The 24,394-nt window shown below is 37.6% G+C and carries 22 protein-coding genes, 1 other RNA gene and 1 riboswitch; of the genes, 3 read left to right on the forward strand and 20 right to left on the reverse strand.

Annotated features, from left to right (window positions below):
- Positions 1–255: 255 nt before the first annotated feature.
- The 4 genes from MKY26_RS13940 to MKY26_RS13955 all read right to left on the reverse strand — a co-directional run bounded on the left by MKY26_RS13940 (position 256) and on the right by MKY26_RS13955 (position 4,403).
- Complete coding sequence (locus MKY26_RS13940) at positions 256–2,157, reverse strand: helix-turn-helix domain-containing protein (RefSeq protein WP_322910459.1); 1,902 nt, start codon at positions 2,155–2,157, stop codon at positions 256–258.
- A 161-nt stretch (positions 2,158–2,318) separates the two neighbouring features.
- Positions 2,319–2,741 carry an arsenate reductase (thioredoxin) gene (arsC, locus tag MKY26_RS13945; protein ID WP_307317771.1) on the reverse strand — a complete coding sequence of 141 codons (423 nt, stop codon included), beginning with the start codon at positions 2,739–2,741 and terminating at the stop codon, positions 2,319–2,321.
- 12 nt (positions 2,742–2,753) lie between these two features.
- Positions 2,754–4,055, reverse strand: coding sequence for an arsenic transporter (locus tag MKY26_RS13950; RefSeq protein ID WP_322910458.1), 1,302 nt, complete (start codon positions 4,053–4,055; stop codon positions 2,754–2,756).
- 12 nt (positions 4,056–4,067) lie between these two features.
- Positions 4,068–4,403, reverse strand: a complete 336-nt coding sequence (locus tag MKY26_RS13955) for an ArsR/SmtB family transcription factor (RefSeq protein ID WP_322910457.1) — start codon at positions 4,401–4,403, stop codon at positions 4,068–4,070.
- A 186-nt stretch (positions 4,404–4,589) separates the two neighbouring features.
- Here MKY26_RS13955 and MKY26_RS13960 point away from each other — a divergent pair, with 186 nt between their 5' ends.
- From MKY26_RS13960 to MKY26_RS13970, 3 genes are all read left to right on the forward strand, one after another.
- Positions 4,590–4,892 carry an ArsR/SmtB family transcription factor gene (locus MKY26_RS13960; protein ID WP_095371917.1) on the forward strand — a complete coding sequence of 101 codons (303 nt, stop codon included), beginning with the start codon at positions 4,590–4,592 and terminating at the stop codon, positions 4,890–4,892.
- A gap of 15 nt (positions 4,893–4,907) precedes the next feature.
- Positions 4,908–5,309 carry an ArsI/CadI family heavy metal resistance metalloenzyme gene (locus MKY26_RS13965; RefSeq protein WP_095371916.1) on the forward strand — a complete coding sequence of 134 codons (402 nt, stop codon included), beginning with the start codon at positions 4,908–4,910 and terminating at the stop codon, positions 5,307–5,309.
- Between the two features lie 258 nt (positions 5,310–5,567).
- Entirely contained in the window at positions 5,568–5,984 is a 417-nt protein-coding gene (locus MKY26_RS13970) for a hypothetical protein (RefSeq protein WP_322910456.1), read from the forward strand.
- A 68-nt stretch (positions 5,985–6,052) separates the two neighbouring features.
- Here the strand turns inward: MKY26_RS13970 and ssrA are convergent.
- The 16 genes from ssrA to MKY26_RS14050 form a co-directional block, all read right to left on the reverse strand.
- Positions 6,053–6,412: a transfer-messenger RNA gene (gene ssrA / locus MKY26_RS13975) on the reverse strand.
- 173 nt (positions 6,413–6,585) lie between these two features.
- Complete coding sequence (gene smpB, locus MKY26_RS13980; protein ID WP_095371914.1) at positions 6,586–7,053, reverse strand: SsrA-binding protein SmpB; 468 nt, start codon at positions 7,051–7,053, stop codon at positions 6,586–6,588.
- A 103-nt stretch (positions 7,054–7,156) separates the two neighbouring features.
- On the reverse strand, positions 7,157–9,436 hold the full coding sequence (gene rnr, locus MKY26_RS13985; RefSeq protein ID WP_412728606.1) for a ribonuclease R: 2,280 nt from the start codon (positions 9,434–9,436) through the stop codon (positions 7,157–7,159).
- 77 nt (positions 9,437–9,513) lie between these two features.
- Positions 9,514–10,260, reverse strand: coding sequence for an alpha/beta hydrolase (locus MKY26_RS13990; RefSeq protein WP_095371912.1), 747 nt, complete (start codon positions 10,258–10,260; stop codon positions 9,514–9,516).
- 115 nt (positions 10,261–10,375) lie between these two features.
- The gene (secG, locus tag MKY26_RS13995) at positions 10,376–10,609 is read right to left on the reverse strand and encodes a preprotein translocase subunit SecG (protein ID WP_095371911.1); all 234 of its coding nucleotides are present in this window, start codon (positions 10,607–10,609) and stop codon (positions 10,376–10,378) included.
- A 1,155-nt stretch (positions 10,610–11,764) separates the two neighbouring features.
- Positions 11,765–13,060 (reverse strand): phosphopyruvate hydratase, encoded by a 1,296-nt coding sequence (gene eno / locus MKY26_RS14000; protein WP_095371910.1) that lies wholly within the window; start codon positions 13,058–13,060, stop codon positions 11,765–11,767.
- 90 nt (positions 13,061–13,150) lie between these two features.
- Positions 13,151–14,683, reverse strand: coding sequence for a 2,3-bisphosphoglycerate-independent phosphoglycerate mutase (gene gpmI / locus MKY26_RS14005; protein WP_095371909.1), 1,533 nt, complete (start codon positions 14,681–14,683; stop codon positions 13,151–13,153).
- A complete protein-coding gene (gene tpiA, locus MKY26_RS14010) occupies positions 14,676–15,437 on the reverse strand; it encodes a triose-phosphate isomerase (RefSeq protein WP_095371908.1) in 762 nt (253 codons plus the stop codon). The genes gpmI and tpiA overlap by 8 nt, the downstream gene beginning before the upstream one ends.
- A gap of 26 nt (positions 15,438–15,463) precedes the next feature.
- Positions 15,464–16,648, reverse strand: a complete 1,185-nt coding sequence (locus MKY26_RS14015; protein WP_095371907.1) for a phosphoglycerate kinase — start codon at positions 16,646–16,648, stop codon at positions 15,464–15,466.
- A 284-nt stretch (positions 16,649–16,932) separates the two neighbouring features.
- Positions 16,933–17,940: a type I glyceraldehyde-3-phosphate dehydrogenase gene (gene gap / locus MKY26_RS14020; protein ID WP_095371906.1), complete on the reverse strand. Its 1,008-nt coding sequence runs from the start codon at positions 17,938–17,940 to the stop codon at positions 16,933–16,935.
- 15 nt (positions 17,941–17,955) lie between these two features.
- On the reverse strand, positions 17,956–18,984 hold the full coding sequence (locus MKY26_RS14025) for a sugar-binding transcriptional regulator (RefSeq protein WP_341097883.1): 1,029 nt from the start codon (positions 18,982–18,984) through the stop codon (positions 17,956–17,958).
- A gap of 194 nt (positions 18,985–19,178) precedes the next feature.
- Positions 19,179–19,427 (reverse strand): glutaredoxin family protein, encoded by a 249-nt coding sequence (locus MKY26_RS14030; protein ID WP_095371904.1) that lies wholly within the window; start codon positions 19,425–19,427, stop codon positions 19,179–19,181.
- A gap of 19 nt (positions 19,428–19,446) precedes the next feature.
- Positions 19,447–20,781, reverse strand: coding sequence for an RNA polymerase factor sigma-54 (gene rpoN / locus MKY26_RS14035; protein WP_341097884.1), 1,335 nt, complete (start codon positions 20,779–20,781; stop codon positions 19,447–19,449).
- Between the two features lie 226 nt (positions 20,782–21,007).
- Positions 21,008–21,093, forward strand: a riboswitch (cyclic di-GMP riboswitch).
- 367 nt (positions 21,094–21,460) lie between these two features.
- Entirely contained in the window at positions 21,461–21,928 is a 468-nt protein-coding gene (locus MKY26_RS14040) for a hypothetical protein (RefSeq protein ID WP_095371903.1), read from the reverse strand.
- A 9-nt stretch (positions 21,929–21,937) separates the two neighbouring features.
- On the reverse strand, positions 21,938–22,951 hold the full coding sequence (locus MKY26_RS14045; protein WP_307317808.1) for a DUF3231 family protein: 1,014 nt from the start codon (positions 22,949–22,951) through the stop codon (positions 21,938–21,940).
- A gap of 83 nt (positions 22,952–23,034) precedes the next feature.
- The gene (locus tag MKY26_RS14050; RefSeq protein WP_322910450.1) at positions 23,035–24,267 is read right to left on the reverse strand and encodes a helix-turn-helix domain-containing protein; all 1,233 of its coding nucleotides are present in this window, start codon (positions 24,265–24,267) and stop codon (positions 23,035–23,037) included.
- Positions 24,268–24,394 lie beyond the last annotated feature (127 nt).

Genomic DNA, 24,394 nt, shown 5'->3' on the forward strand with positions numbered 1-24,394 from the left:
CTAAATAAAAATCAATTTCTTTCTATCGATAGCTTACAAAATGAACGCTAATGGATCAGGCGTAAAGAAAACATTAAACATTTAATTATTAGGTAGTAAAAAAAAGTAAATATCAACTAAACCTTTACTTACCGTAGGCAGAAACTTTCACAATTATTTTTTTACGTACTATATCATCTCGACTATGACACAAGATCACCTCGACAATGGCAAGGGATTACCACGAAAAAAAGACAATGATCACACAACTTGTGCTCATTGCCTCTTTTCCATTATCTCTATCCAGCGTAATAACTTACCTTCCACCCGTTTAGATGGGACTTTAATTCCTCGTTCTATCGTACTGATATAAGCTTGTGACACCTCAACTTCTTGCGCTAATTGTGATAACGACAAGCCATTTGTCACTCTTACTTCTCTTACACGTTTACCTAAAAGGACGTGATCTGTTAACGATTGATGGTCTTTCACTTTCACTTCAAAAGTCGTTTTCTTCAATTGAGCATACCTTTCAACAACTTCCTCAGGTGGCTGAATAATAATCTTTGCTTGCTTCCAAGTATTCCCCCAGCCTTTACTATCCACAATGGATTCTTCCCATGCTTCGTAATACCATGCAGAGAGTAAACCATCCTCTTGTAGCGTATCAAGCGCGCTCTCAAATCGTTCTCTTGTCCTTGAAGGCAATCTTATATTTAATGATTCACCTATCGCTGCGAGTAATGTTGAAATATAATGTGGTTTTAAATAATCGCCCTTCTTTGCCTGGACTCTCCAACGCCAATGCATATATCTCCCTAACCTCTTCTCCCAAGACCTTCTGTAAGGATCATACTGCAATATTTTAAGTGGTAGATGTATAACCTGCCTACCGGATCCATATAGAAATGGGGAAAATATAGGACCCATTTTATATTTCAACACTTGCTGTGATTCATTTTGGTCATACACGTCAAAAGCATTACCCATTAACCTTTTCTCGACTGGTTTTCCTTTTTGATATACCACAGTCTCTATATCGATCCAAAGATTTTTTATGATTGTAAGCGATTTCATAATTCTTAGACGTTGACTCCGCTCATACCCTCCGCGTCTCCCTTCTCCACCGCGTTTAGGTAACAAGCCCCTCATCCGAAGCAGTTCATCCACCTCTATCGTAATAACATCTTCATGATGCTTGGCGATAGCAAGAAAGTTGGCACATAACATATCGAGTACATCAACATCCAAATCTGTTAACGTAAAGCGATCTACATTTTGATCTTCTACTATCTCGTTAATCATCAATAAGCCTTGCACATGACCTTTCTGGATTCTTCTACAATACCTTTCTTTCTCTTGATCCCAATGAAAAACTTGATATAGCGCCTCTCGTACCGCTTGATAAGGGGCATTATTCATTACACAAATATTCTCTCTCTGAGAAGGGACTAGAGATGAATTTCTCCAATCTACTCCATGAGCGATAGCCTTTTCTAATTCCTGTACAGTGCATTTACTATATTTAAAAAGTTGATTGATCCATTTATCAGCATAATCATTTACGATTATCGTGAACATAGAAAGAAATTCTTTACTGTTCAGCAAAAAATTAGACAGGTATTGATAGAAGAGCTGATTTAATTCAGCTTTCTTTAGTTGACTGAGGTGCTCCATCCCAAGTTCGTCAGCCATTACATCTAATACCCACTCTGCGATTCCCCGCTGAAACCACTGACAAAACTCTTCCCAAGCAGCTTCCTCATTTAAAAAGGTATCCGCCCTTAGCCTATTTTCAATTGCTGAAATGGCAAGTCCCCTTAGTTGATGATCTAAAAAAACCATTGTAAATAGGGAGGAATAATTTTTGTTTTTCTCGATAAGAAAATGCACGATATGATCTGCCAATTGATGAATAAAGCGATCTCTTGCGATTTGTCTTAACGAATTAAAAACAGCCGGATTTTCTTGATATGCCTTTTCCCAAATCATAAAAGATTTGACACCTGAGATATAATAAATAGGTGCCTTCTCTTTTTCAATCGACTCTTGTTTGGCAATTGCTTCTTTTTGCTGTTCATAAATACATAGAATTAAAAAATTATCAATTTCATTTGTCAATTGTCTAGCTTTGCCTTCATTACGCTTCCCATTCCTACGAACAACTTTTTTAGTCATAAACCGTCTATTCCCTCCTACCCTTATTTCATTGAGTGACTTAGACAATGTTGGTCGTTATTTATTACAAGTGTAGCATAACAAAAGTTTAATTAACTATATATTTTAACTATTCAGAATAAAAATACCCGCCATGGAGGTACTTCCATGACGGTGTATGACTACTTTTCACCAGCATCAGCAAACCGCTTCAACCGCTCGCCTATCTCATCTCTTACACGAGTAAACGTTTGCCACTTTTCCTCTTCCGTGCCAATTGCTTTGGCAGGATCATCAAATCCCCAATGTTCTCGTTTCACTTCTTTCGGTGTTATAGGACATTTATCAGCAGCATCGCCACATAAGGTGACAACCAAATCCGCTTGATTTAAGATGTCGGTATTTATCACATCCGAAGTTTGCTGTGAGATATCTATCCCTGCTTCTTTCATCGCTTCTACAGCTTTTGGATTGAGTCCATGTGCTTCAATGCCTGCACTATAGACTTGCCAATCTTCGTTTAAATAATGCTTTGCCCAACCTTCAGCCATTTGACTTCTGCAAGAATTCCCTGTGCAAAGAAAATAAATGATTTTTTTCGTCATATGAACACTCCTTTAATGAATAATTAATAACCATATATAAAGACCTAATAAGGTGATAAATAAGGTGGGAATCGTTAGAATGATACCTGTTTTAAAGTAGGTACCCCAAGAAATCTTCACCCCTTTACGCGATAACACATGTAACCATAATAAAGTAGCAAGTGAACCAATTGGCGTGATTTTTGGTCCAAGGTCAGATCCGATGACATTGGCATAAATCAAGGCATCTTTCATCATACCTGTTGCATTCGTATCTGCAATGGCTAACGCATCAATCATCACTGTCGGCATGTTATTCATGACCGAAGACAAAATGGCAGCAATAAAGCCCATGCCCATTGTTGCGGCAAACAATCCTTGATCAACGGTTAATTGAAGAACATCTGTTAATAAGCTCGTTAGCCCAACATTCCGCAAACCATACACAACAACATACATTCCGACTGAGAAGAAAACAATATTCCACGGAGCCCCCTTCATGACGGATTTCACATCAACTGCATCACTTCTTCTAGAGATCATAAGAAAAATAAAAGCAATGATACTAGCAATAATCGATACAGGCACACCAACAAACTCACTTGCAAAATAGCCAACTAGTAATATCGCCAAAATCCACCATGAGTACTTGAATAATCGTGGATCCTTTATCGCTACACGTGGCTCCCGTAATTGCGTACCATCATAACGACCGGGTATGCTTTTTCTAAAAAACAAATAGAGAACCAAAATACTTGCCGCAACAGAAAATAAATTCGGTACAATCATGACAGTGAAAAATTCCACAAATCCGATGCCAAAGAAATCGGCCGATACAATATTAACAAGATTACTTACCACAAGGGGTAATGACGCTGTATCAGCGATAAAACCACTTGCAATAATGAATGGAAAGACCATTTTCTCATTAAAATTCAAGTTCCTTACCATCGAAAGAACAATCGGTGTCAAAATCAAGGCAGCCCCGTCATTCGCAAACAGAGCAGATACAATCGCTCCAAGCAAAATCACGTAGACAAACATTTTTACACCATGCCCTTTTGCCGCTCTCGCCATATGCAAGGCAGACCATTCAAAGAAACCGATCTCATCTAAAATTAAAGAAATAATAATAATAGCGATAAATGTTAACGTTGCATTCCATACAATCGACGTTACATCCAAAACATCTTGGAAATCTACCACACCAACTAGTAAAGCCAATATCGCTCCACCACAGGCAGACCAACCAATAGACAACCCTTTAGGTTGCCAGATGACTAAAATAAGTGTGATTAAAAAAATCACTGATGCCAAAACCACTGACGTTGTCATACCCATTCCTCCTTAATCACACAATACGCGCAAACCTTGTTTTTCAAGACTTTCAAGTAGCCCCTCTTGACTTGGAAGCTGATTTAATAAAATACAAACGAAGGGAAAGTTCTCATATTGTTTATTTAAACCGTAATAAACCCATTGACCCCTTCTTGATTCAAAGATCAAACCAACATCACGTAACTTACGTAAATGCTGACTAATAGCTGGCTGGCTCATATCAAATAAATGAACAAGCTCACAAACACAGCATTCCCTTGATTCAAGAATCTTCACCATCTTTAGCCTTGTTTTATCGCCTAACAGCTTTAACACAAGCGCAACTTCCTCAATTGTACTTTTCATTAAGGTACTCCTTTATCGTATAAGTAAATGCTTATATCCTTATGCTATTTTATAGATAAATCTATAGTTAAGCAATCCCTGTTAGAAAAAAACGCATCAAATTTTTTTGATTTATTTCTTGATTTTCCAATTATAGTTAAAGTATACTGATAACACATCAAAAAAATTTGATAGGAAGTGCAAACCATGAAACCATTCATTGAATATGAAAAACAATTTAAAGCATTAGCCGACCAAAAAAGACTAGAAATTATGTATGAGCTATGCCAACGGGGACAGACATGCGTTTGTGATTTATCCGAGATTTTCTCTCTTCCGCAATCGAAATTATCCTATCATTTAAAGATTTTGCTCGATGCTGGTTTAATTACAAAAGAGACAAAAGGAAAATGGAATTACTATGAATTAAATGAGCAATCCGTTAACCATCTCTTATCAGAAGAACTTTGTTGTATCTTTAGAAAATCAAGTAATTCTTGTTGCAATTAAAAGGAGGCATTTCAAATGAAATATGTGCATATCGGCATTAACGTAACCAATTTAGAAGCATCTATCGCCTTTTATTCAAAAGTATTTGGTGTTTCTCCAATCAAGGTCGAACCCACTTACAGTAAGTTTTTACTAGAACAACCTGGACTCAACTTTACCCTTAATGTTAAAGACGAAGTAAACGGTAATCAAGTGAATCACTTTGGTTTCCAAGTAGAAACACAAGAAGAAATCGATCACCATAAACAACGATTAGAACAAGAAGGATTCTTCGCACGTGAAGAACGGGATACCACTTGCTGCTACGCTCTGCAAGACAAGTTTTGGATCACCGATCCAGATGGGAATGAGTGGGAGTTTTTTTATACGAAGGCGGATAGTGAAGTTCAGAGTGAGGGATGCTGTGTAGATATTTAAGGGATATTTCTTTCATTTCCTAAAATAACAAGTAATTTAAAAAACATATATACTAATCAGTGCCTTGTTTTTAACTTACTATAATCCTCCACATGGAGCATAAAGTGAAATATAACTACCTTTAGTATTAATATGTTTGCTTAACAACAATACTGTACTTCTTAGTGCCTCTCAAATCCTGCTTATTATGTACATAATATTCCTAATTTTCAATTATAATAGGATGTGTAGTAGCAGAAAAAGGAGGGGTAAACCCTAATGAAAAAAAGATACTATAAAATATTTGCCTTATTAATTCTGCTAGGTGTCATTACTTTTTTGATTTATAACTATATAAACAATTATAGATTTGCTAGTGAAGTTTATTCTTTTAGGGGTGAAGGACAAAACTGGGTTGTTACCTCTAAATATACATCTATTCATCAGGATAACTATAGGCATGAGATAAAAATAGAATATACTGGTGATGACAAAAATGTATTAGTTGACCATTGGTATTTTCATTCTTCACTATTTGGCACCGGCGACGGTGGGGAAACGCTTGATGATAATAACCAGCTTAGTAAAAGAGAGGATGGGACATTCATGTTTACGCCAAATAAAATGCATACATTCGAAATAGAATGGAATGGCAATAAAGAGACGTTTGATGTTAACCTATTGGAGGATTATTAATTTTTGTGAATAGCTTGGTTTTATATGTTATTGGTTTTAACCAAATAAAAAACCACCAAATATGTATTTGGTGGAGACGGAGGGAGTCGAACCCTCGTCCAAAGATATTGGCACTTAAGCTTCTACGAGTGTAGTCGATATATTCGTGTTTCGCTGCTCCTTATGCCTATCGACGGGCGTCCGGGCAGCTAGTCTGGTTGTTCTCTTCCTTCATCCTCAGACGGTGGAATCCGGCGTAGCCCACTAAATTTGAGTCCCTTACCCTACCACATGGGCGATGGAGGGAGGAACCGCTAAAGGCCTATTAGGCAGCTAAAGCGAAGTTGTTTTGTTGTTTGCCAGTTATAGGCTTTGACGTTTTAACGAGGACGATCCCCTCGACTCGCAACCTAAGCTCAAACTATCCCTGTCGAATCCGTAGCGTCCCCATTGGATAGTAGCAGTTTTTTAAAGCTGCTAACTGTATTAGGTGCGCAACTGAGTCGTTGCAGCATACGGAATGCTCGATAAACTTTGAGCAAAGATTGTGCACTTCTATTTGAAGTGACAATTACTATTATAGCACAAACAAACGAAATATCAATTGTAAGCTTTTGGTATATTACATTTTTTGTCTTTCGCGGAAGGCACGCTCAACTTCTCGTTTCGCTTCTTTTCGTTTTAAGTCTTCGCGCTTATCATATTTCTTTTTACCCTTCGCTAATCCAACTAAAACCTTTGCGAAACCATTTTTTAAATATAGTTTTAATGGAACAAGGGCATAGCCGCTTTCTTTTGACTCACCTATTAGTTTGTTAATTTCTTTCCGGTGTAGTAAAAGCTTTCTCGTTCTTAATGGGTCGTGGTTATGAATATTCCCTTGCTCGTAAGGACTAATATGCATACCAATAATGAATAATTCATTATTAACAATTCGTGCATAGGCATCTTTTAGGTTCACACGTCCGTTACGAATAGATTTAATCTCTGTTCCTTGTAAAACAATACCCGCTTCATATGTTTCTTCGACAGTATAATCATGATAGGCTTTTTTATTTTGGGCGATTGTTTTCCCTGCACCTTTTGGCATCTCTTTCTCATCTCCCTTAAATCACAGCAGTTTTATTTATTTTAGCAAAAACAAAGGAAAGAAGGAAGAAAGCCTTACAAAAAAGGCTTCCTCCATTAGTCTATTAACGTTTCTTTTTTCGTTTTGCTTTCGGCGCATTTTCATAGAATTTGCGTTTTTTCTTTTTCTTACCCTCTGGCTTACCAGATTTTTCACCTCGTTCTGGCGCAGCAGATTTCCTTGGCTTTCTTTCTGAACTACCTGTTTTAAACACTTTTGTTTCTTGTCGGCGTTCTCTTCTAGGCGTGCCTTTCATTCCAACAATCTCAAAGTCGATCGCACGTTCATCTTTATTGACATTGATGACACGAACGGTAATTTCATCACCAATGCGGAATACATTCCCTGTACGTTCGCCGATCATTGCCATTTGTCGTTCTTCATAGCGATAATAATCATCGGTCATATAGCTGACATGGATTAAACCTTCTATCGTGTTTGGTAGTTCGACAAACATCCCAAAGTTCGTAACAGAGCTAATCATACCATCATATTCTTCACCAATTTTATCAAGCATGTATTCTGCTTTTTTCAATTCATCGGTTTCACGTTCGGCATCGACTGCTCTTCGCTCCATTTCAGAAGCATGATCCGCGATTTCAGGTAACATCGCATTCCATTTTTCTTGGGTGCGATCGTCTATCTTACCTTCGATCAAATACGTACGAATGAGACGGTGAACAATTGTATCTGGATATCGACGAATTGGCGAGGTGAAGTGTGTATAAAACTCTGTTGATAGTCCGAAGTGACCCAAGCTTTCTGGATCGTACTTCGCTTGTTGCATGGATCGAAGCATCATTGTTGAAATCACCATTTCCTCTGGTGTCCCCTGTACTTCTTCTATAATATCCTGCAATGCCCGCGGATGAACAGCGTTGGCTGTTCCTTTCACAATATAACCAAAGTTTGTAATAAACTCAAAGAATCTTCTGAGCTTATCTTCTTTCGGGTCTTCATGAATACGGTAAATAAACGGTACTTCCATCCAATGAAAATGCTCTGCAACCGTTTCATTCGCTGCTAGCATAAATTCCTCAATGAGTCTTTCTGCTACTGAACGTTCGCGAATGACGACATCTTTTGGGTCACCCTCTTCATTCACTAACACTTTCGCTTCTTTAAAGTCAAAATCAATGGCGCCACGATGCATACGCTTTTTACGAAGAATCGCAGCTAATTCTTCCATTCGCTTAAACATTGGTACGAGTGGCTCATAGCGTTCAATTAATTGTTCATCGTTATCTTCCAAAATTTTATTCACATCCGAATAAGTCATTCTTTCGGTTGTTTTAATGACGCTTTGGAAAATCTCATGATTGACCACTTCACCATCAGGCGTAATTTCCATCTCACATGAAAGTGTGAGACGATCTACTTTTGGATTTAAAGAACAAATTCCATTCGATAGGCGATGGGGAATCATAGGTATTACACGATCGACTAAGTACACACTAGTTGCTCGTTCCTCTGCTTCTACATCAATTGGTGATCCTTCAGTTACGTAATAAGATACATCAGCAATATGCACACCTAATTTATAATGACCATTATCAAGTTGCGTCACAGTAACAGCATCATCTAAATCTTTCGCATCTGCACCATCAATCGTCACAATCGTTTCGCCTCTTAAATCTCGACGATTTTCAATTTCTTTTTCATCAATCTCATCAGGCGTTTCTTCTGCCTGCTTTAACACATCATCAGGGAATTCCATCGGTAACCCATGTTTATGAATAATGGAAAGAATATCAACGCCTGGATCGTTTTTATGACCCAGAATTTCCATTACTTCACCTTCCGCACTCTTTCTTCCTTCAGGATAAGTTGTGAGCTTAACAACAACTTTATGTCCTTCTACTGCCCCTTTAGAAGCAGCTTTTGGGATAAAGATATCACTGGCAAACTTTTTATCATCTGGAATAACAAAGCCAAAATGCTTACTCTCAGTGTATGTACCAACGATTTGTTGCACACCACGTTCCAAAATGCGGACGATGGTTCCTTCTTTTCTTTGACCAGCGCTTTCTGCTGCTACACGGGCTAAGACAATATCACCGTGCATGGCATTATTTGTTTCATTTGGTGGGATAAATAAATCATCGAGTCCTGGTTCATCTGGAATAACAAAGGCAAATCCTTTGGCATGACCAGATAATTTCCCGCGCACAAGATTCATTTTTTCAGGTAATCCATAGCGATTACTCCTTGTACGCACAACTAAGCCTTGTTCCTCCATAATGACTAAAGTCTTTACAAAATCCTTAAATTGGGTGGAGTCTTCTATCCCAAAGGCCTCCTCCATTTCTTGTACTGTTAGAGGCTTGTACGCCTCGTCCTTCATATAATTTAATAGTTTATCGACCAGCTCTTTTTTGTGGTTATCCACGATTGACAACACTCCTCAAACTTCGATCCAACTTACACTTGCCAATCAAGCTGCTCTAAGAATTGATACACATCTTCATGCAGCTGATCTCTTTCCTTATCAAGTGTAATGACATGACCGGATTCTTCATACCATTTAATCTGTTTTTGATCATTTTCTACTTCATTGTATATAATATTCGCGCTTTCAGTATTAATCATATGATCTTCTCTTGATTGCACAACAAAAGTCGGAGAATAAATCATATCCACATTATGACGAACATCTGCAATTAATGCTTGTAATGCCTTTAATGTGTTCATTGGTGTTTCTTTAAACTTAGCTACTTCTTCTTCGATTTGTTCGGGTGATTTTCCTTCTAGCTTCTTATATTGTCGGGCATAATCAACGACATTATCGTACATCACTTCTTCAGATTTAATATGCATAGGTGCACACATGGTTATAATACCCTTTACAGGTACAGTGTAACCTAATTTCAAGGAAAATACCCCACCAAGAGATAAGCCGGCAATCGCGATTTCTTCATGCCCCATTTCCTTTAGGTGTTGATAACCATTCATGACGTCTTGCCACCAATCTTCTGGTCCCGTATGGACAAGTTCTTCCGGCGGGACGCCATGGCCTTTATATAATGGCGCATGACAAGTATAACCTTTCCCTTCTAGGAATCTTGCCATCATGCGAACATCTGCTGTATTACCAGTAAACCCATGTAATAATAATACTGCTCGTTTACCATCTCCAAATGTGAATGGTTTTGGTTGAACTACTTTCATTATGTAAACTTCCTTTCAATCAAACGTTTGTTTAACATGATTAGTTTTCCCTGTAATAGGCAAAATAAAAACCCGACCTTTCGTTGAGGCCAGGCATTGCATTGTTCGTCTCTATTTATAGAGCAAAATAAGAAACTGCGATTGTTAAAATAAAGAATAAAACAGCTAAAACAATCGTCAAACGATGTAAAATCAAATCTAAGCCGCGTGCTTTTTGTTTACCAAAAAGCTGCTCCGCTCCACCAGAAATCGCACCTGAAAGACCTGCACTTTTTCCTGATTGAAGTAAAACAACGGCAATTAAACCGATAGACACAATGACTAGCAATGTAATTAAAAGTGTATGCATGTGGGCACCTCCATATCAACCATTTACGTACAATAATAATACTCAAATTTTAGCATATTTACTATGTACAGACAAGTTAATCTATCATGAAATGTCAAGTTCATGCCCGCATGCCTATTTGCGCATCTACAAATTATTAACAAAAATGGTAATCGTATTATTGTTCGATGTGATTAGCCGCTGTTTAGGAAAGACTCTATTATATATATTTCTGTATTTTTGATTTTTCTTTTCAAAGTAGTATACAAAGAAGTGGTTTTAGAAATTTGACGTGATTCCGTGATAAATGAGTCAACATTCGTAGTGGGTACGAAAATTTGATGCGCTTCCATGATAAACGAGTCAGAATCCGTAGTGATTCCGAAAATTTGACGCGGTTCCTTGATTAACGAGTCAGAATCCGTAGTGATTCCGAAAATTTGACACGATTCCTTGATAAATGAGTCAGATTCCGTAGTGGAACCGAAAATTTGACGCGGTTCCTTGATAAACGAGTCAGATTCCGTAGTGATTCCGAAAATTTGACGCGGTTCCTTGATAAATGAGTCAAAATCCGTAGTGAACCCGACAATTTGACACGATTCCATGATTAACGAGTCAAAATCCGTAGTGATTCCGAAAATTTGACGCGGTTCCTTGATAAATGAGTCAAAATCCGTAGTGAACCCGACAATTTGACGCTGTTCCTTGATTAACGAGTCAGATTCCGTAGTGATTCCGAAAATTTGACGCGGTTCCTTGATAAATGAGTCAAAATCCGTAGTGAATACGAAAATTTGACGCGGTTCCTTGATAAATGAGTCATAATCCGTAGTGATTCCGAAAATTTGACGCGGTTCCTTGATAAATGAGTCATAATCCGTAGTGATTCCGAAAATTTGACGCGGTTCCATGATTAACGAGTCAGATTCCGTAGTGGATTCAAAAATTTGACGCGGTTCCTTGATAAATGAGTCAAAATCCGTAGTGAATCCAAAAATTTGACGCGTTTCTATGATAAACGAGTCAGGGCTTTTGGTTTTGACATTTCTTTAATTATCTCGCCATGTATTTACGCGTATTTTCCACTACGGAGATCGACATCCCTTAAAACCTAAAATAGCTAAAAAAAAAACAAACACCATTTACAAAATGGTGTTTGTTTTTTTTAAGACATTATTTACTCAAGTTATAAAAAGATTTCAATCCGTCATACACAGCTAAATCACCAAGCTCGTCTTCGATGCGAAGAAGTTGGTTGTACTTAGCAATACGATCTGTACGGCTCATTGAACCTGTTTTGATTTGACCAGCATTCGTAGCTACAGCGATATCAGCGATTGTTGCGTCTTCTGATTCGCCAGAACGGTGAGAAACGACTGCTGTGTAACCAGCACGTTTCGCCATTTCGATCGCTTCAAATGTTTCAGTTAATGTACCGATTTGGTTTACTTTAATAAGGATTGAGTTTCCTACACCTTGTTCAATTCCTTGTGCTAGCTTTTTCGTGTTTGTAACGAATAGGTCGTCCCCTACTAATTGAACTTTACCACCGATGCGTTCAGTTAATAATTTGTGGCCTTCCCAGTCGTTTTCATCTAATCCATCTTCAATCGAGATGATTGGGAATTCAGAAACAAGCTCCTCGTAGAAAGAAACCATTTCTTCTGACGATAATCCAAGACGACCTTCTCCAGTTAAATCATATTTGCCGGTTTCTTTGTTAAAGAATTCAGATGAAGCAACGTCCATTGCAAGGTAAATATCTTTACCTGCTTCGTAACCTGCATTGCTAATCGCTTCAATGATGACTTCTAGCGCTTCACGGTTTGACCCAAGGTTTGGAGCGAAGCCACCCTCGTCACCTACTGCCGTGTTTAAGCTTTTAGATGAAAGAACTTTTTTCAATGAATGGAAAACTTCAGCACCCATACGGATCGCTTCTTTGAATGTAGGAGCGCCAACAGGCATAATCATGAATTCTTGGAAATCAACATTGTTATCCGCATGAGAACCACCATTAATGATATTCATCATTGGTGTTGGTAATTGTTTCGCATTGAAACCACCAAGATAGCGGTATAGTGGTAAACCAACAGACTCTGCTGCTGCATGCGCACAAGCCATAGAAACACCAAGAATCGCATTTGCACCTAATTTACCTTTATTTTCTGTGCCATCTAGTGCGATCATTGTACGGTCAATACCTACTTGATCAGTTACGTCAAAACCAATAATTGCTTCAGAAATTAAGTTATTCACATTATCTACTGCTTTTTGAACACCTTTACCTAAGTAACGATCCTTGTCTCCGTCACGAAGTTCAACGGCTTCATATTCACCAGTTGATGCACCAGATGGTACAATCGCACGGCCGAAGAAGCCAGACTCGGTTAATACTTCTACTTCTACTGTTGGATTTCCACGTGAATCTAATACTTCACGAGCATATACATGTTGGATAAATGGCATGATAATCTCTCCTTTTTCATTGGCTGTCATCTTGTCAAACTTCATTTATATGTAAGGCACGGATGTTCACAAAAAAGTGAACACCGGCACTTATTTAATTAATGTAGAACCAGTCATTTCTTCAGGTTGAGACACTTTTAATAAATCAAGTATAGTTGGAGCTAAATCTCCTAATATACCATCTTCACGTAATATTAGACCTTTTTCCGTTACAATAACAGGTACTGGATTAGTTGTATGAGCTGTCATTGGATGATCATCAAGAGTAATGACCTCATCCGCATTGCCGTGGTCAGCGGTGATAATCGCTTTTCCACCTTTAGCAATAATGGCGTCAATCACTTTTCCAAGACATTCATCAACCGTTTCAACAGCTTTAATTGTTGGTTCTAGCATTCCTGAGTGCCCCACCATATCAGGGTTAGCAAAATTTAATATAATGGCATCATGCTTATCTTGACTAATTTCATCAAGCAAAGCATCTGTTACTTCGTAGGCGCTCATTTCAGGCTTTAAATCATAAGTAGCAACTTTAGGTGAGTTAATCAAAATCCGTTCTTCACCAGGAAATTTTGCTTCTCTTCCTCCACTCATAAAGAATGTAACATGAGGATACTTCTCTGTTTCTGCAATTCTCAGTTGCGTTAAGTGATTTTGTGAAAGTACTTCTCCAAGAGTATTATCTAGGTTTGTCGGTTTAAATGCAACATACCCGTCAACTGTTTCACTAAAATGGGTTAAACAAACAAAGAATAAAGTCTTTGGATGGCCTATACCACGATCAAATGAACGGAAGTCTTTGTTTGTAAACGTATTTGAAATCTGAATCGCGCGGTCAGGTCTAAAGTTGTAAAAAATCATAGCATCATTATTACTAACTTTTCCAACAGGTAATCCATCTTCCTTCACAATAACAGAAGGAATAACAAATTCGTCATAAATACCGTTCGCATAACTATCTTCGACTAATTCATGGGCACTATGATAAGCAGGACCTTCACCATACACCATCGAACGATAAGATTTCTCCACACGTTCCCAACGATTATCACGATCCATTGAGTAATAACGACCTGAAATAGAGGCGAATTCACCTACACCAATTTCGTTCATTTTCGCTTCTGCCGCTTGAATATATCCTCTAGCTGTCTGCGGACCAACATCGCGGCCATCAAGAAACCCATGGACATAGACCTTTTTTAATCCTTCGTCACTAGCTAGCTGAAGGAGAGCATACAAGTGGTTAATGTGACTATGCACACCACCGTCTGACAATAATCCCATCAGATGAAGGCTTGTATTGTTTTTCTTCGCATGATTAATCGCTGCAAGGAATGTTTCATTCTGCTCAAAGTGACCCTCACGAATAGCCACATTTACTCTTGTTAAGCTTTGATAAACAATGCGTCCGGCCCCGATATTCATATGACCGACTTCGGAGTTCCCCATTTGTCCTTGTGGTAAACCAACCGCTTCTCCACTTGCTGTTAAATAAGCGTGTGGATACTCATTCCATAACCGATCAAAATTCGGTTTTTTCGCTTGAGCAACAGCATTGCCTTTGACTTCTTCTCTATGGGCAAAGCCATCAAGAATAATCAAAGCAACAGGTGATTTACTCATACTTACCCGCCTCCAATAATTGCAGGAAGGAAGAGGGCTCAAGACTTGCGCCACCGACAAGTGCACCGTCAATATCCGCTTGACTCATATATTCTTTAATGTTTGCCGGTTTCACACTACCACCATATTGAATGCGAAGAGCTTCGGCGATTTCCTCAGAAAACTGTTTACTAACGACAGAACGAATATGGGCACATACTTCGTTTGCATCTTCTGCTGAAGATGACTTTCCTGTACCAATAGCCCATATCGGTTCATAAGCGATGACAGCCTGTTTTAATTGCTCATCAGATAATCCCGACAACGCTGCTTCAACTTGATGTCCAACAAAACTCATTGTTTCATTGTTTTCTCTTTGTTCAAGTGTTTCACCTACGCAAATGATGGGAGTGAGGTTATGTGCAAATGCTGACTTCGCTTTTTTATTCACAGTCTCATCAGTTTCATTGAACATTTCGCGACGTTCTGAATGACCAATGATGACATATGATACACCTAAGTCTTGAAGTGCAACAGGGCTGATTTCGCCAGTAAATGCGCCATTATCTTCAAAATGCATGTTTTGTGCTCCAATGGCAACAGGTGAACCTTCCACACCATCTACAAGACGCTCTAAAAATAGGGCTGGAGCACACACGACTGTATCCATATCCATTTCATCTGGAACAAGACCATTAATCTCTTCAATAAAGGACTTCGCCTCATTCATTGTTTTATGCATTTTCCAGTTACCTGCAATAATCGGCTTACGCATACTATCTCGTCCTTTCTTTTAATTACTTATTTATCATTTAAAGCGACAACACCTGGAAGGGCTTTTCCTTCCATAAATTCTAATGATGCACCGCCACCTGTTGAAATATGACTCATACGATCAGCAAAATGGAATTTCTCGACTGCTGCTGCAGAATCACCACCACCGATAACAGAGTATGTGTCATTTGCTTCCGCTAATGCTTCTGCTACTGCTTTTGTTCCACCAGCAAACTGATCCATTTCAAATACACCCATCGGTCCATTCCAAATGACTAGCTTACTATCTGCAATTACTTCACTATATAAATTAGCCGTTTCAGGACCAATATCTAATGCCATCCAATCTCCTGGAATCTCGTTAATAGCCACTATTTTACTATCTGCGTCTTCAGCAAAACGATCGGCAACGACAGCATCAATTGGCATTAGAAATTTCACGCCTTTTTCTTCCGCTTTTTTCATAAACGTTTTCGCTAATTCTAATTTATCTTCTTCTAATAGAGAATTGCCAATATCGTGGCCTTGTGCTTTTACAAACGTAAAGGCTAGACCGCCACCGATAATTAAATTATCTACTTTATCTAATAGATTATCAATGACATCGATTTTATCTTTTACCTTTGCACCACCAATGATAGCTGTAAATGGTCTGTCAGGGTTTGACAATGCCTTGCCTAACACTTCTAATTCTTTTTCCATTAGTAAACCAGAAACCGCTGGGATATAGTGGGCAATTCCTTCTGTCGATGCATGTGCACGATGTGCTGCACCAAAAGCATCATTTACATAAACATCTGCTAATTGGGCAAAAGCTTTAGCAAGTTCAGGATCATTCTTCTCTTCACCTGGGTAAAAGCGAACATTCTCTAGTAATAGAACATCGCCCTCTTCTAAACCATCTACTGCCTGTTCTACTTTTTCTCCGTACGCCTCATCTGCATAGGCAACATTTTTTCCTAGCAAGGCAGATAATCTTTCTGCAACAGGAGTTAACCTTAACTCTTCTACTACTTGTCCTTTTGGACGCCCTAAATGAGAAGCTAAAATCACTTTCGCTCCTTGGTCAATTAGATAGTTAATTGTCGGAATCGCTGCGCGGATACGTGTTTCATCCGTGATTTGTCCCTCTTTCATTGGCACATTAAAGTCTACACGACAAAATACGCGTTTTCCTTTTAGTTCAACATCTTTTACGCTCTTTTTGTTCATAGTAAAAGGCCCTCCTAAACATAATAATAGACTATTTTCTAGTTAGCTGCTTGTACTACAAGAAAGGCGAATGTTCATTCATTTATATGTATAAAAATCACCGTTTTCTTTCTTACTCGCGCAAGAAAAGCGCGAAAACGTATAGAAAAAGTCAAAATAAAAGGGAGAGGTATGGTCCCTTTCTCCCTTCACCATTTATCATTATAGACGTTCATTCATCTAATATCCATAAAGATGTGAGTTTGTAAGCAAAATTTTATTTTTAATGTTTACCAAACCTACATTTATAATCCTTTTTCAGCCATATATTCCATTAAATCAATCACTCTGTGAGAATAACCACTTTCATTGTCATACCATGATATGACTTTGACCATATTGCCTTCCATAACCATTGTAGATAATCCATCAACGGTTGATGATGCAGGATTGCCATTGTAATCACCTGAAACTAATGGTTCCTCACTAAAGCTAAGAATATCCTTTAACTCTCCATTTGCGGCAGATTTCAATGCTTCATTCACTTCATCGACTGTGACATCTTTATCAAGCTCGGCAACTAAATCAACTAGAGAAACATTCGGTGTTGGAACACGAATGGCACCACCATTTAATTTCCCTTTTAAATCTGGTAGAACAAGGGAAACGGCTTTTGCTGCTCCAGTTGTTGTTGGAATAATATTTTCTGCAGCTGCTCTTGCTCGACGATAATCTTTATGAGGCAAATCAAGAATTTGCTGGTCATTTGTATAGGAGTGGACAGTTGTCATCATTCCTCGTTTAATTGTAAATGAATCATGTAAAACTTTCGCCAACGGTGCTAAGCAATTCGTCGTACAAGAAGCATTTGATACGATATGATGGTTGTCAGGATCATATGACTCATGGTTCACACCCATTACAATCGTTAAATCTTCATCGGTTGCCGGAGCAGATATAACCACTTTCTTCGCACCTGCTTCTAAGTGCTTCGCTGCATCTGCTCGTTTTGTAAAGCGGCCTGTAGATTCAACAACTAACTCAACACCTAAATCACCCCAACCAATATCAGCTGGATTTCTTTCTGCTAACACTTTAACCTTTTTGCCACCTACGATTAAGTTATCGCCATCTACCTTTACCTCGTGCGGAAATGCTCCATGAATGGAATCGTATTTTAATAAATGAGCAAGCATATTCGCATCTGTTAAGTCATTTATCGCAACGATTTCTACATTTTCCTTTTCAAAGCTCGCACGAAATACATTTCTACCAATTCTTCCAAATCCGTTTATTCCCACTTTGATTGTCATATTATGAAACCTCCGTTAATTAATTGTTTTTAGTAATTCCTCTGCCACAATCTCATCTGTGACAAGTATTGTTTGTCTTGGTGCTTGTTTCATGTAGGCAGCAATCGCTTTAGCCTTTGTTGATCCACCTGCAACGGCAATCACATAATCTGCATGTTGCAAATCTTCTAGTTGTAGTCCTACTGTTTGCAAACGATGGACCACTTTACCCTCTTCATTAAAGTAATACCCGAATGCTTCAGCAATCGCACCTGATTCTGTTAATTCCTTTATATTTCCCTTATGGGTACCACGTCTTTCTGCCATCTCAAGTGCATTGCCAATACCGTGAATAACGATATTCGCCTTTTTTATCACTTTCAGCACTTGCTTTATTTCTGGTTCCTTGATGATGGATTGATACATTTCTTCACCGACGACATCTGGGACATACAATGTTTGGTATGTGCCGCCCGATTCTTCTGCCATTCGCGCCGCTAATGTATTGGCTTGGAATCTCATATCTGTGCCGACGCCTCCACGGGCTGGAACAAATAAGACATCCGCCATATGTTGCTGTTTCCTTAGCGCTTCAGCTACAGTTGAAATTGTGGATCCACCCGTCACTGCAATGGTCATCCCACCATTAGCTATCGCCTGAACAAGGCGGGCTACTTCTTTTCCTAACTCTGACTTTACTGTTTCATCCTTATCAGTATCCCCATAAGTAAGTAGCACCTTTTCTATTTGAAGCATTTTTGTCAAGTTTATTTCTTTATCATTTAATCCCGACCATTCTTTAATTACCTCGTGGAGATCTACAAGGAGATGCTTTCCAGCCTCCGATAGTTTCGTTCCTTGTGCATCTACAATAATTAAGCCTTGTTCTCTTAAAAAATCGAGTTCTCCGCGTAATACTCTTTCGGTCATCCCTACTTTTGTCGCTAAACTCCTTCTTCCTACAGACTCCATTAAAGAGGTTTGTTGCAAAATTTCATATCGTCTTTTCATTATTTCCATCAAGTCTGGAATTACTTTTTGAGTAACATTCATCCACTTATTCAATTTCTTACTCCTTTACATGGACATTATATGTCCACGCAAGACATTTTGTGTCCCACGAGAATAAAAATATATAATGAAGTCAAAACTTCATTTTTTTCTTCTTTATTCTTATACCCTTTTTACAATAATTTAATCATCAATCTTTAAAAATAACCCTACAACTTTATATTAGCAGGGTTATTTTTATTTTTCAATCATTTATCATTTTCTCCACTTAACTTCTCAGAAAGAGTGACATAATCTACTTGTCCATATTGAAGAATCTCACCGTCTACTTCAATAACTGGAATCATTAAACCAAAGCGTTCTGTTAGATCATCACTTGTTTCAATATCAATGGCTTCATATTGAAATAGACTTTCTTCTTGGATCATCTCAATGACAAGCTCAGCTTGCTCACATAAAGGGCATCTTTTTCTTGTATACAGTTTAACAATCTGCAATAATCATCCACCCCACTCTTTATTCGTATCTTTTTCTTTTTGAAGAAGATGGAATTTTTAATTGATCACGATATTTTGCAACTGTTCTTCTTGATATCACAATACCTTTTTCCTCTTCTAATCGCTTAACTATCACTTGATCTGAAAGAGGTTTTTTCTTATCTTCACCTTTCACCATGTCACTTATTGCGTTTTTCGCCTGCTCAGATGATGTATTCTCAAACGACGTCGTCTTAATCGTACTAGAAAAAAAGGATCGCAATTCAATCGTTCCAAATGGCGTTTGCGCATATTTTTCACGGACCGCACGACTGACAGTTGATTCATGTATCTCTAATTCATCGGCTATCTCTTTCATTGTCATCGGTTGCAAATAATTTGGGCCCTTCCAGAAGTATTCAGGCTGTTTTTCAACAATTTTTAATGCTACTTTTAATAATGTTTCTTTTCTTTGTTCTATACTTCTAGCAATCCAATGAAAGTCCGTTTTTTTCTCTTGCAAAAAACGATTCACTTCTTGATCTCCATCTGCTTGAAACTTACGAAAATAGCTCTCATTAAAGCGAATCTTTGGTAGCACATCATCATATATACTTACAGAAAAAGTCCCATCTTCCCACTGAATAACGACTTCTGGTGTAATATATGGTGCTAACTCATTTTGGAAGGCTGCAGCTGGTCTTGGATTTAGTGTTTGCACAAGATCAAAAACTTCTTGGATTTCTTTTAGTTCTACTTTCAGGTTTTTCGCTATTTCTTTCCATTTCTTATCAGCAAAAAGAAGAAAATAATCACTAATGACTTTCTCAGCGATTTCATTATAAGGGTGAAGTCTCTCTAATTGTAACCATAGACACTCCTGTAAGTCTCTCGCCGCTACTCCTGCAGGTTCTAAACTTTGAATCTCTATCAACGCTTCATTCATATCCTCTTCACTTACGTAGAATTTTTCCGCAACAGTTTGTATGTCTGTCTGTAAGTAACCGTTTTCATCTAAACATCCAATGAGATAGGAAATGAGTTTATATTCCATATGATTTAATTCTGCGATCGCTAACTGCGAATGTAAGTATTCTTGTAATGTTGTATGGTTTTTTGAACCGATTTGTTCAATCCAGTCCTGTTTATTGTCATCTAATTTTTGTTTTGATGGTTTCATTCGGTCAAATCTCGAATCGGCTGCTTGTGCAGGACTCGCTTCAATTTGCATAAGGGGATTCTCTAACGCCTTACTTTCCAAAAAGGCAGACAATTCTTGTGTATTATATTGTAACAGCGCAATCGCTTGTGTAAGCTCTTGTGTCATGGTCAATTTTAATGTTTGCTGTTGCCACAACCCTGCTTTCAAGTTCATTCTAAAAACCCCCCTTATTCTCATTCTACAATAATCACCTGAAATAGTGTATAGAAATAAATTGGTAGCTCACTACATAACTATTCAGATTGTAGAGTAAATATCATCAAAAAAGAAAAAGGAAGATTTGTGGAAACTAAACAATTATTAGATTTTTCAGTTATTTTTCCCTTTAGTTACAAAAAGGACGTTTGTCGACCATACTCTATGAATATGTGATAGAATCTATCATATTGGGCAAATTTTACGAAAGTAAAAGACGCAAAGCCACGGGCCTAAAGCATATATTGTCATGGCAGCCGGGTTGCAGATGTGTGAGGTGATTATTTCCGCTTGAATCACCCTTACCTCTTATGGACTTTCTAAAGGTCTCCTATATAAAAACCTTTCTAATTTTGCCTAAATTTCCCACAAAAAAGAAAGGTGTGTCTTATGATCTATCCAACCGTTCAAAGCGATGAAACCCATTTAACCCACATTGTAAAAGACAAACACTCTTGTATATGCGGTTTCCGCTATAATGTTTTTGCTACATTTACGAGGAAAGATTTGAAGAAAATCCAATTTAGATCGAATGAAAAAATTACTTGTCCCGTATGCAAAGCAACAGTAAATGAGGATTAATTGTATACATACCAAATTTAAAAGCCAACCATATAATCATGCGAAGGGTTGGCTTTTATGATGAAGTTGAAAATTTAATGATGACAAATCGAATGAGCCAACCAATTATGACACCAGGAATGACAGCTATCATTGGTAACCATACAGGCCCAAAAAACACGCCAAATATTGATACCTCTGTTGAATACATAAGACCAACCGTTACAAAATAAGCACAAAATACAAATGGTAAGAATGAATATTTACTCCCTTCACCCCCAGCATCCTTATAAGCATCCCAAATAGCGAAGAAGTATAAACACGGATAGAACATTAACCATCCATAATTAGCTGCTTCAGCAGCTTGATGAACTTTCCCTTGAAAGCTTAACATAATAATTTCGTTAAAATTACCCATGACATTAAATAAAATTTCTAAAACTAAAAATACAGTACCTTTAAACAATTTACCATTTAAATATTGACCAAAACCGGGAAAAGCAATCGACCAAAACAATTTCTCAATCGGGTTATTTTTTCTCACAGAACATCCCTATTTCCTTTTCTTTTTAGAAATATTTCTATGGTCTACTGATTGAGGGGCTTGTTCAAGCCAACCGTATTTAATTAATAAACTTGCCGATTGATTGCCTAAGTCTAATGTTTCGGTCATTATCTTTGCATACATTACCGTTAAATCCCGTCTTGTAGTCGTACCTAATGCTGTCCCATAATAGCCGGATAACGTAGCAATAAATATTACTACTTGGTATAGCATTAGCTTTTCTGAAAAAGGTGGTGTGGTAGAATTAAGCACTTCTGAGTCCCAAGTCGGTGAAACAGAAATGCTATCCTTAATTAAAGTATTAGCAAATTCTTGGACATTTTCATCGAACAAATCAAGACCTTTCCGCAAAAATTTCTTGATATCATTGGAAGTAACAGTTTGACAAAGACCTAAAAACAGGGCCTTTCCTAAAGCATTTCTTTGCATATCGTTGTACACATTCATAATCTCAACGACTGATAATGCTCGCTGTTCACTTATAAAGCCGTTTAAATAACTATTTTTTTCAGCGATTTCAATTTTTTCTGGGATTGGAATAGACGGTGAGGGGTGAAAAACACCCTTTTCTTGCTGCAATTTAATTGCCCTTCTATATAATTGTGAACCTTTTTCCAATGCTTTTGTGAAAACTTGATCCACATCTTCATGAATTGCAATAGCTAATGCAGTTCCATAACCAATAATGCCATAACGAGTCATATCATGCATATACGCAAGAATAAACACATCTGAGTAAAGCTTTGGAGCAGTTACATTGACATCTTCTTCTTCACTAAAGGCTTTCGGCAATGGATGGTTGTTCTTATTATAGATCGTCGTAATATCAAAAATAATTTCATCACACATCTCGATAGCCGTCTCAATAAATTCCTTAATCTCTCCTTTATCAGCTTTTTCATAAAAATATTGCAGGACGCATTTATACATTTTATTATTCATATAGGCATTCCATAGCTGTGCTAACTCAGATGCCGTTAACCTTTGATCTTTCTCCGCCATATTAACCCTCCCATTGAAAGATTATCTATAGCGTGTCCTTAACCTTAAGGAAACATTCCCAGTTTTTTTACATCCATATACAATTAAACTAATGTCGGTGAAGCAATTAAACTTTTTGCCAATTTAAACGCGCTTTCAACGTCACCAATCTTCCTATAATAAGCAAATAAACGTTGTTCGTATTTTTCTATCATAAGCGTATCACCCGACTGACGATAATAAGGTAATAATTTATTTTCTATTATGGCGTATGCTTCCTCTTCTCTGCCCTCAATTAAGAAGGAGTAAAACTCAAATGTAAAAAGCCCACTCCATTGGTAAGTCTTTGCTAATTCAATCCCTTTTCTTACTTCTTGTAACAATTCCTTTTTATGTACTAACCCACTAATAAAACCATTATGAATATAATTTTCTAAAAACATGGCGTATAATGGAGAGTTTTCGCAAGCAATTTCTAATGCTTTCAAATAGTAATAGTGTGCTTCAGTGTATTTTTTCCTTTTATGAAGGTCATAAGCGAAGTTGTTATATACCTTTGCTTTTCTCTCTACTTCGCCACACTCTTCACATAAACGAAAAAGAGCCTCATACCTATCTTTCGTCTCTTTAAAATCATGAGCACCTTTCGCATTTAACTGCACAAGTAATAATGTTTCCGAATCTATCATGCGATTAACATTCATCGTTGAATGAAAATAATCAGCAGCTTTTTTACCATAATAATAGGCTTGTACGTTCTGATTAGCAGCATAATAAGCGAGTGCTAGATGGTAATAATATTCATTTTGATGATAGCTATCATGGTCAATAGAACTTAATTCTCGAATACAGTCTTTATTTCTCCCCGTTAAAAAATAATATATCCCTAATTGATGCTTTAATGAATTCTCTTCAAAAGAGGTTAGCTCTATCACTTCCTTTTGAAGTTGGTTGATAAAGTAATAAGCTTCTGTCACTTTCATCTTATATAAGAAGTACCTCGCCATTGTTAGAAAGTAACTCGCTTGAAAATCTGGTACTTTTCTTAACGAGTTTGCTGTTAACTCTTTCTTTAATTGCTCAATTCTCTCATCATCTTGAATAATAATTTGCTTTTGGAGGTCAGTCATCTTTCGCTTAAATTGCTGAAATCGTTCAATTTCATCTTCCATGTTAATTTCCAACCGTTCACAAAGCATATAAATAATTTCACTGGAGTATTGAGTAGACTCTCTTTCAATTTTACTTAAATGGGTGATAGAGCAAATGCCTTGTACAATCTCCTTCTGTGTAAGCTTCTTTGCTTCTCGATAGTATTTGATGATTTTTCCTTCCATCCTTGAACCTCCCAATAAGTGAAAAGTTAATCATGTCTCTTTTTGGCTATTATAGCAGAGAAAAATGATGGAGAAAGGCAAGGAAATCCTATTTAACCGTCTTACACATGACGGAAAAGTAATAGAC

Source organism: Cytobacillus sp. FSL R7-0680 (assembly GCF_038009245.1).
Taxonomy (GTDB): Bacteria; Bacillota; Bacilli; order Bacillales; family Cytobacillaceae; genus Cytobacillus; species Cytobacillus kochii.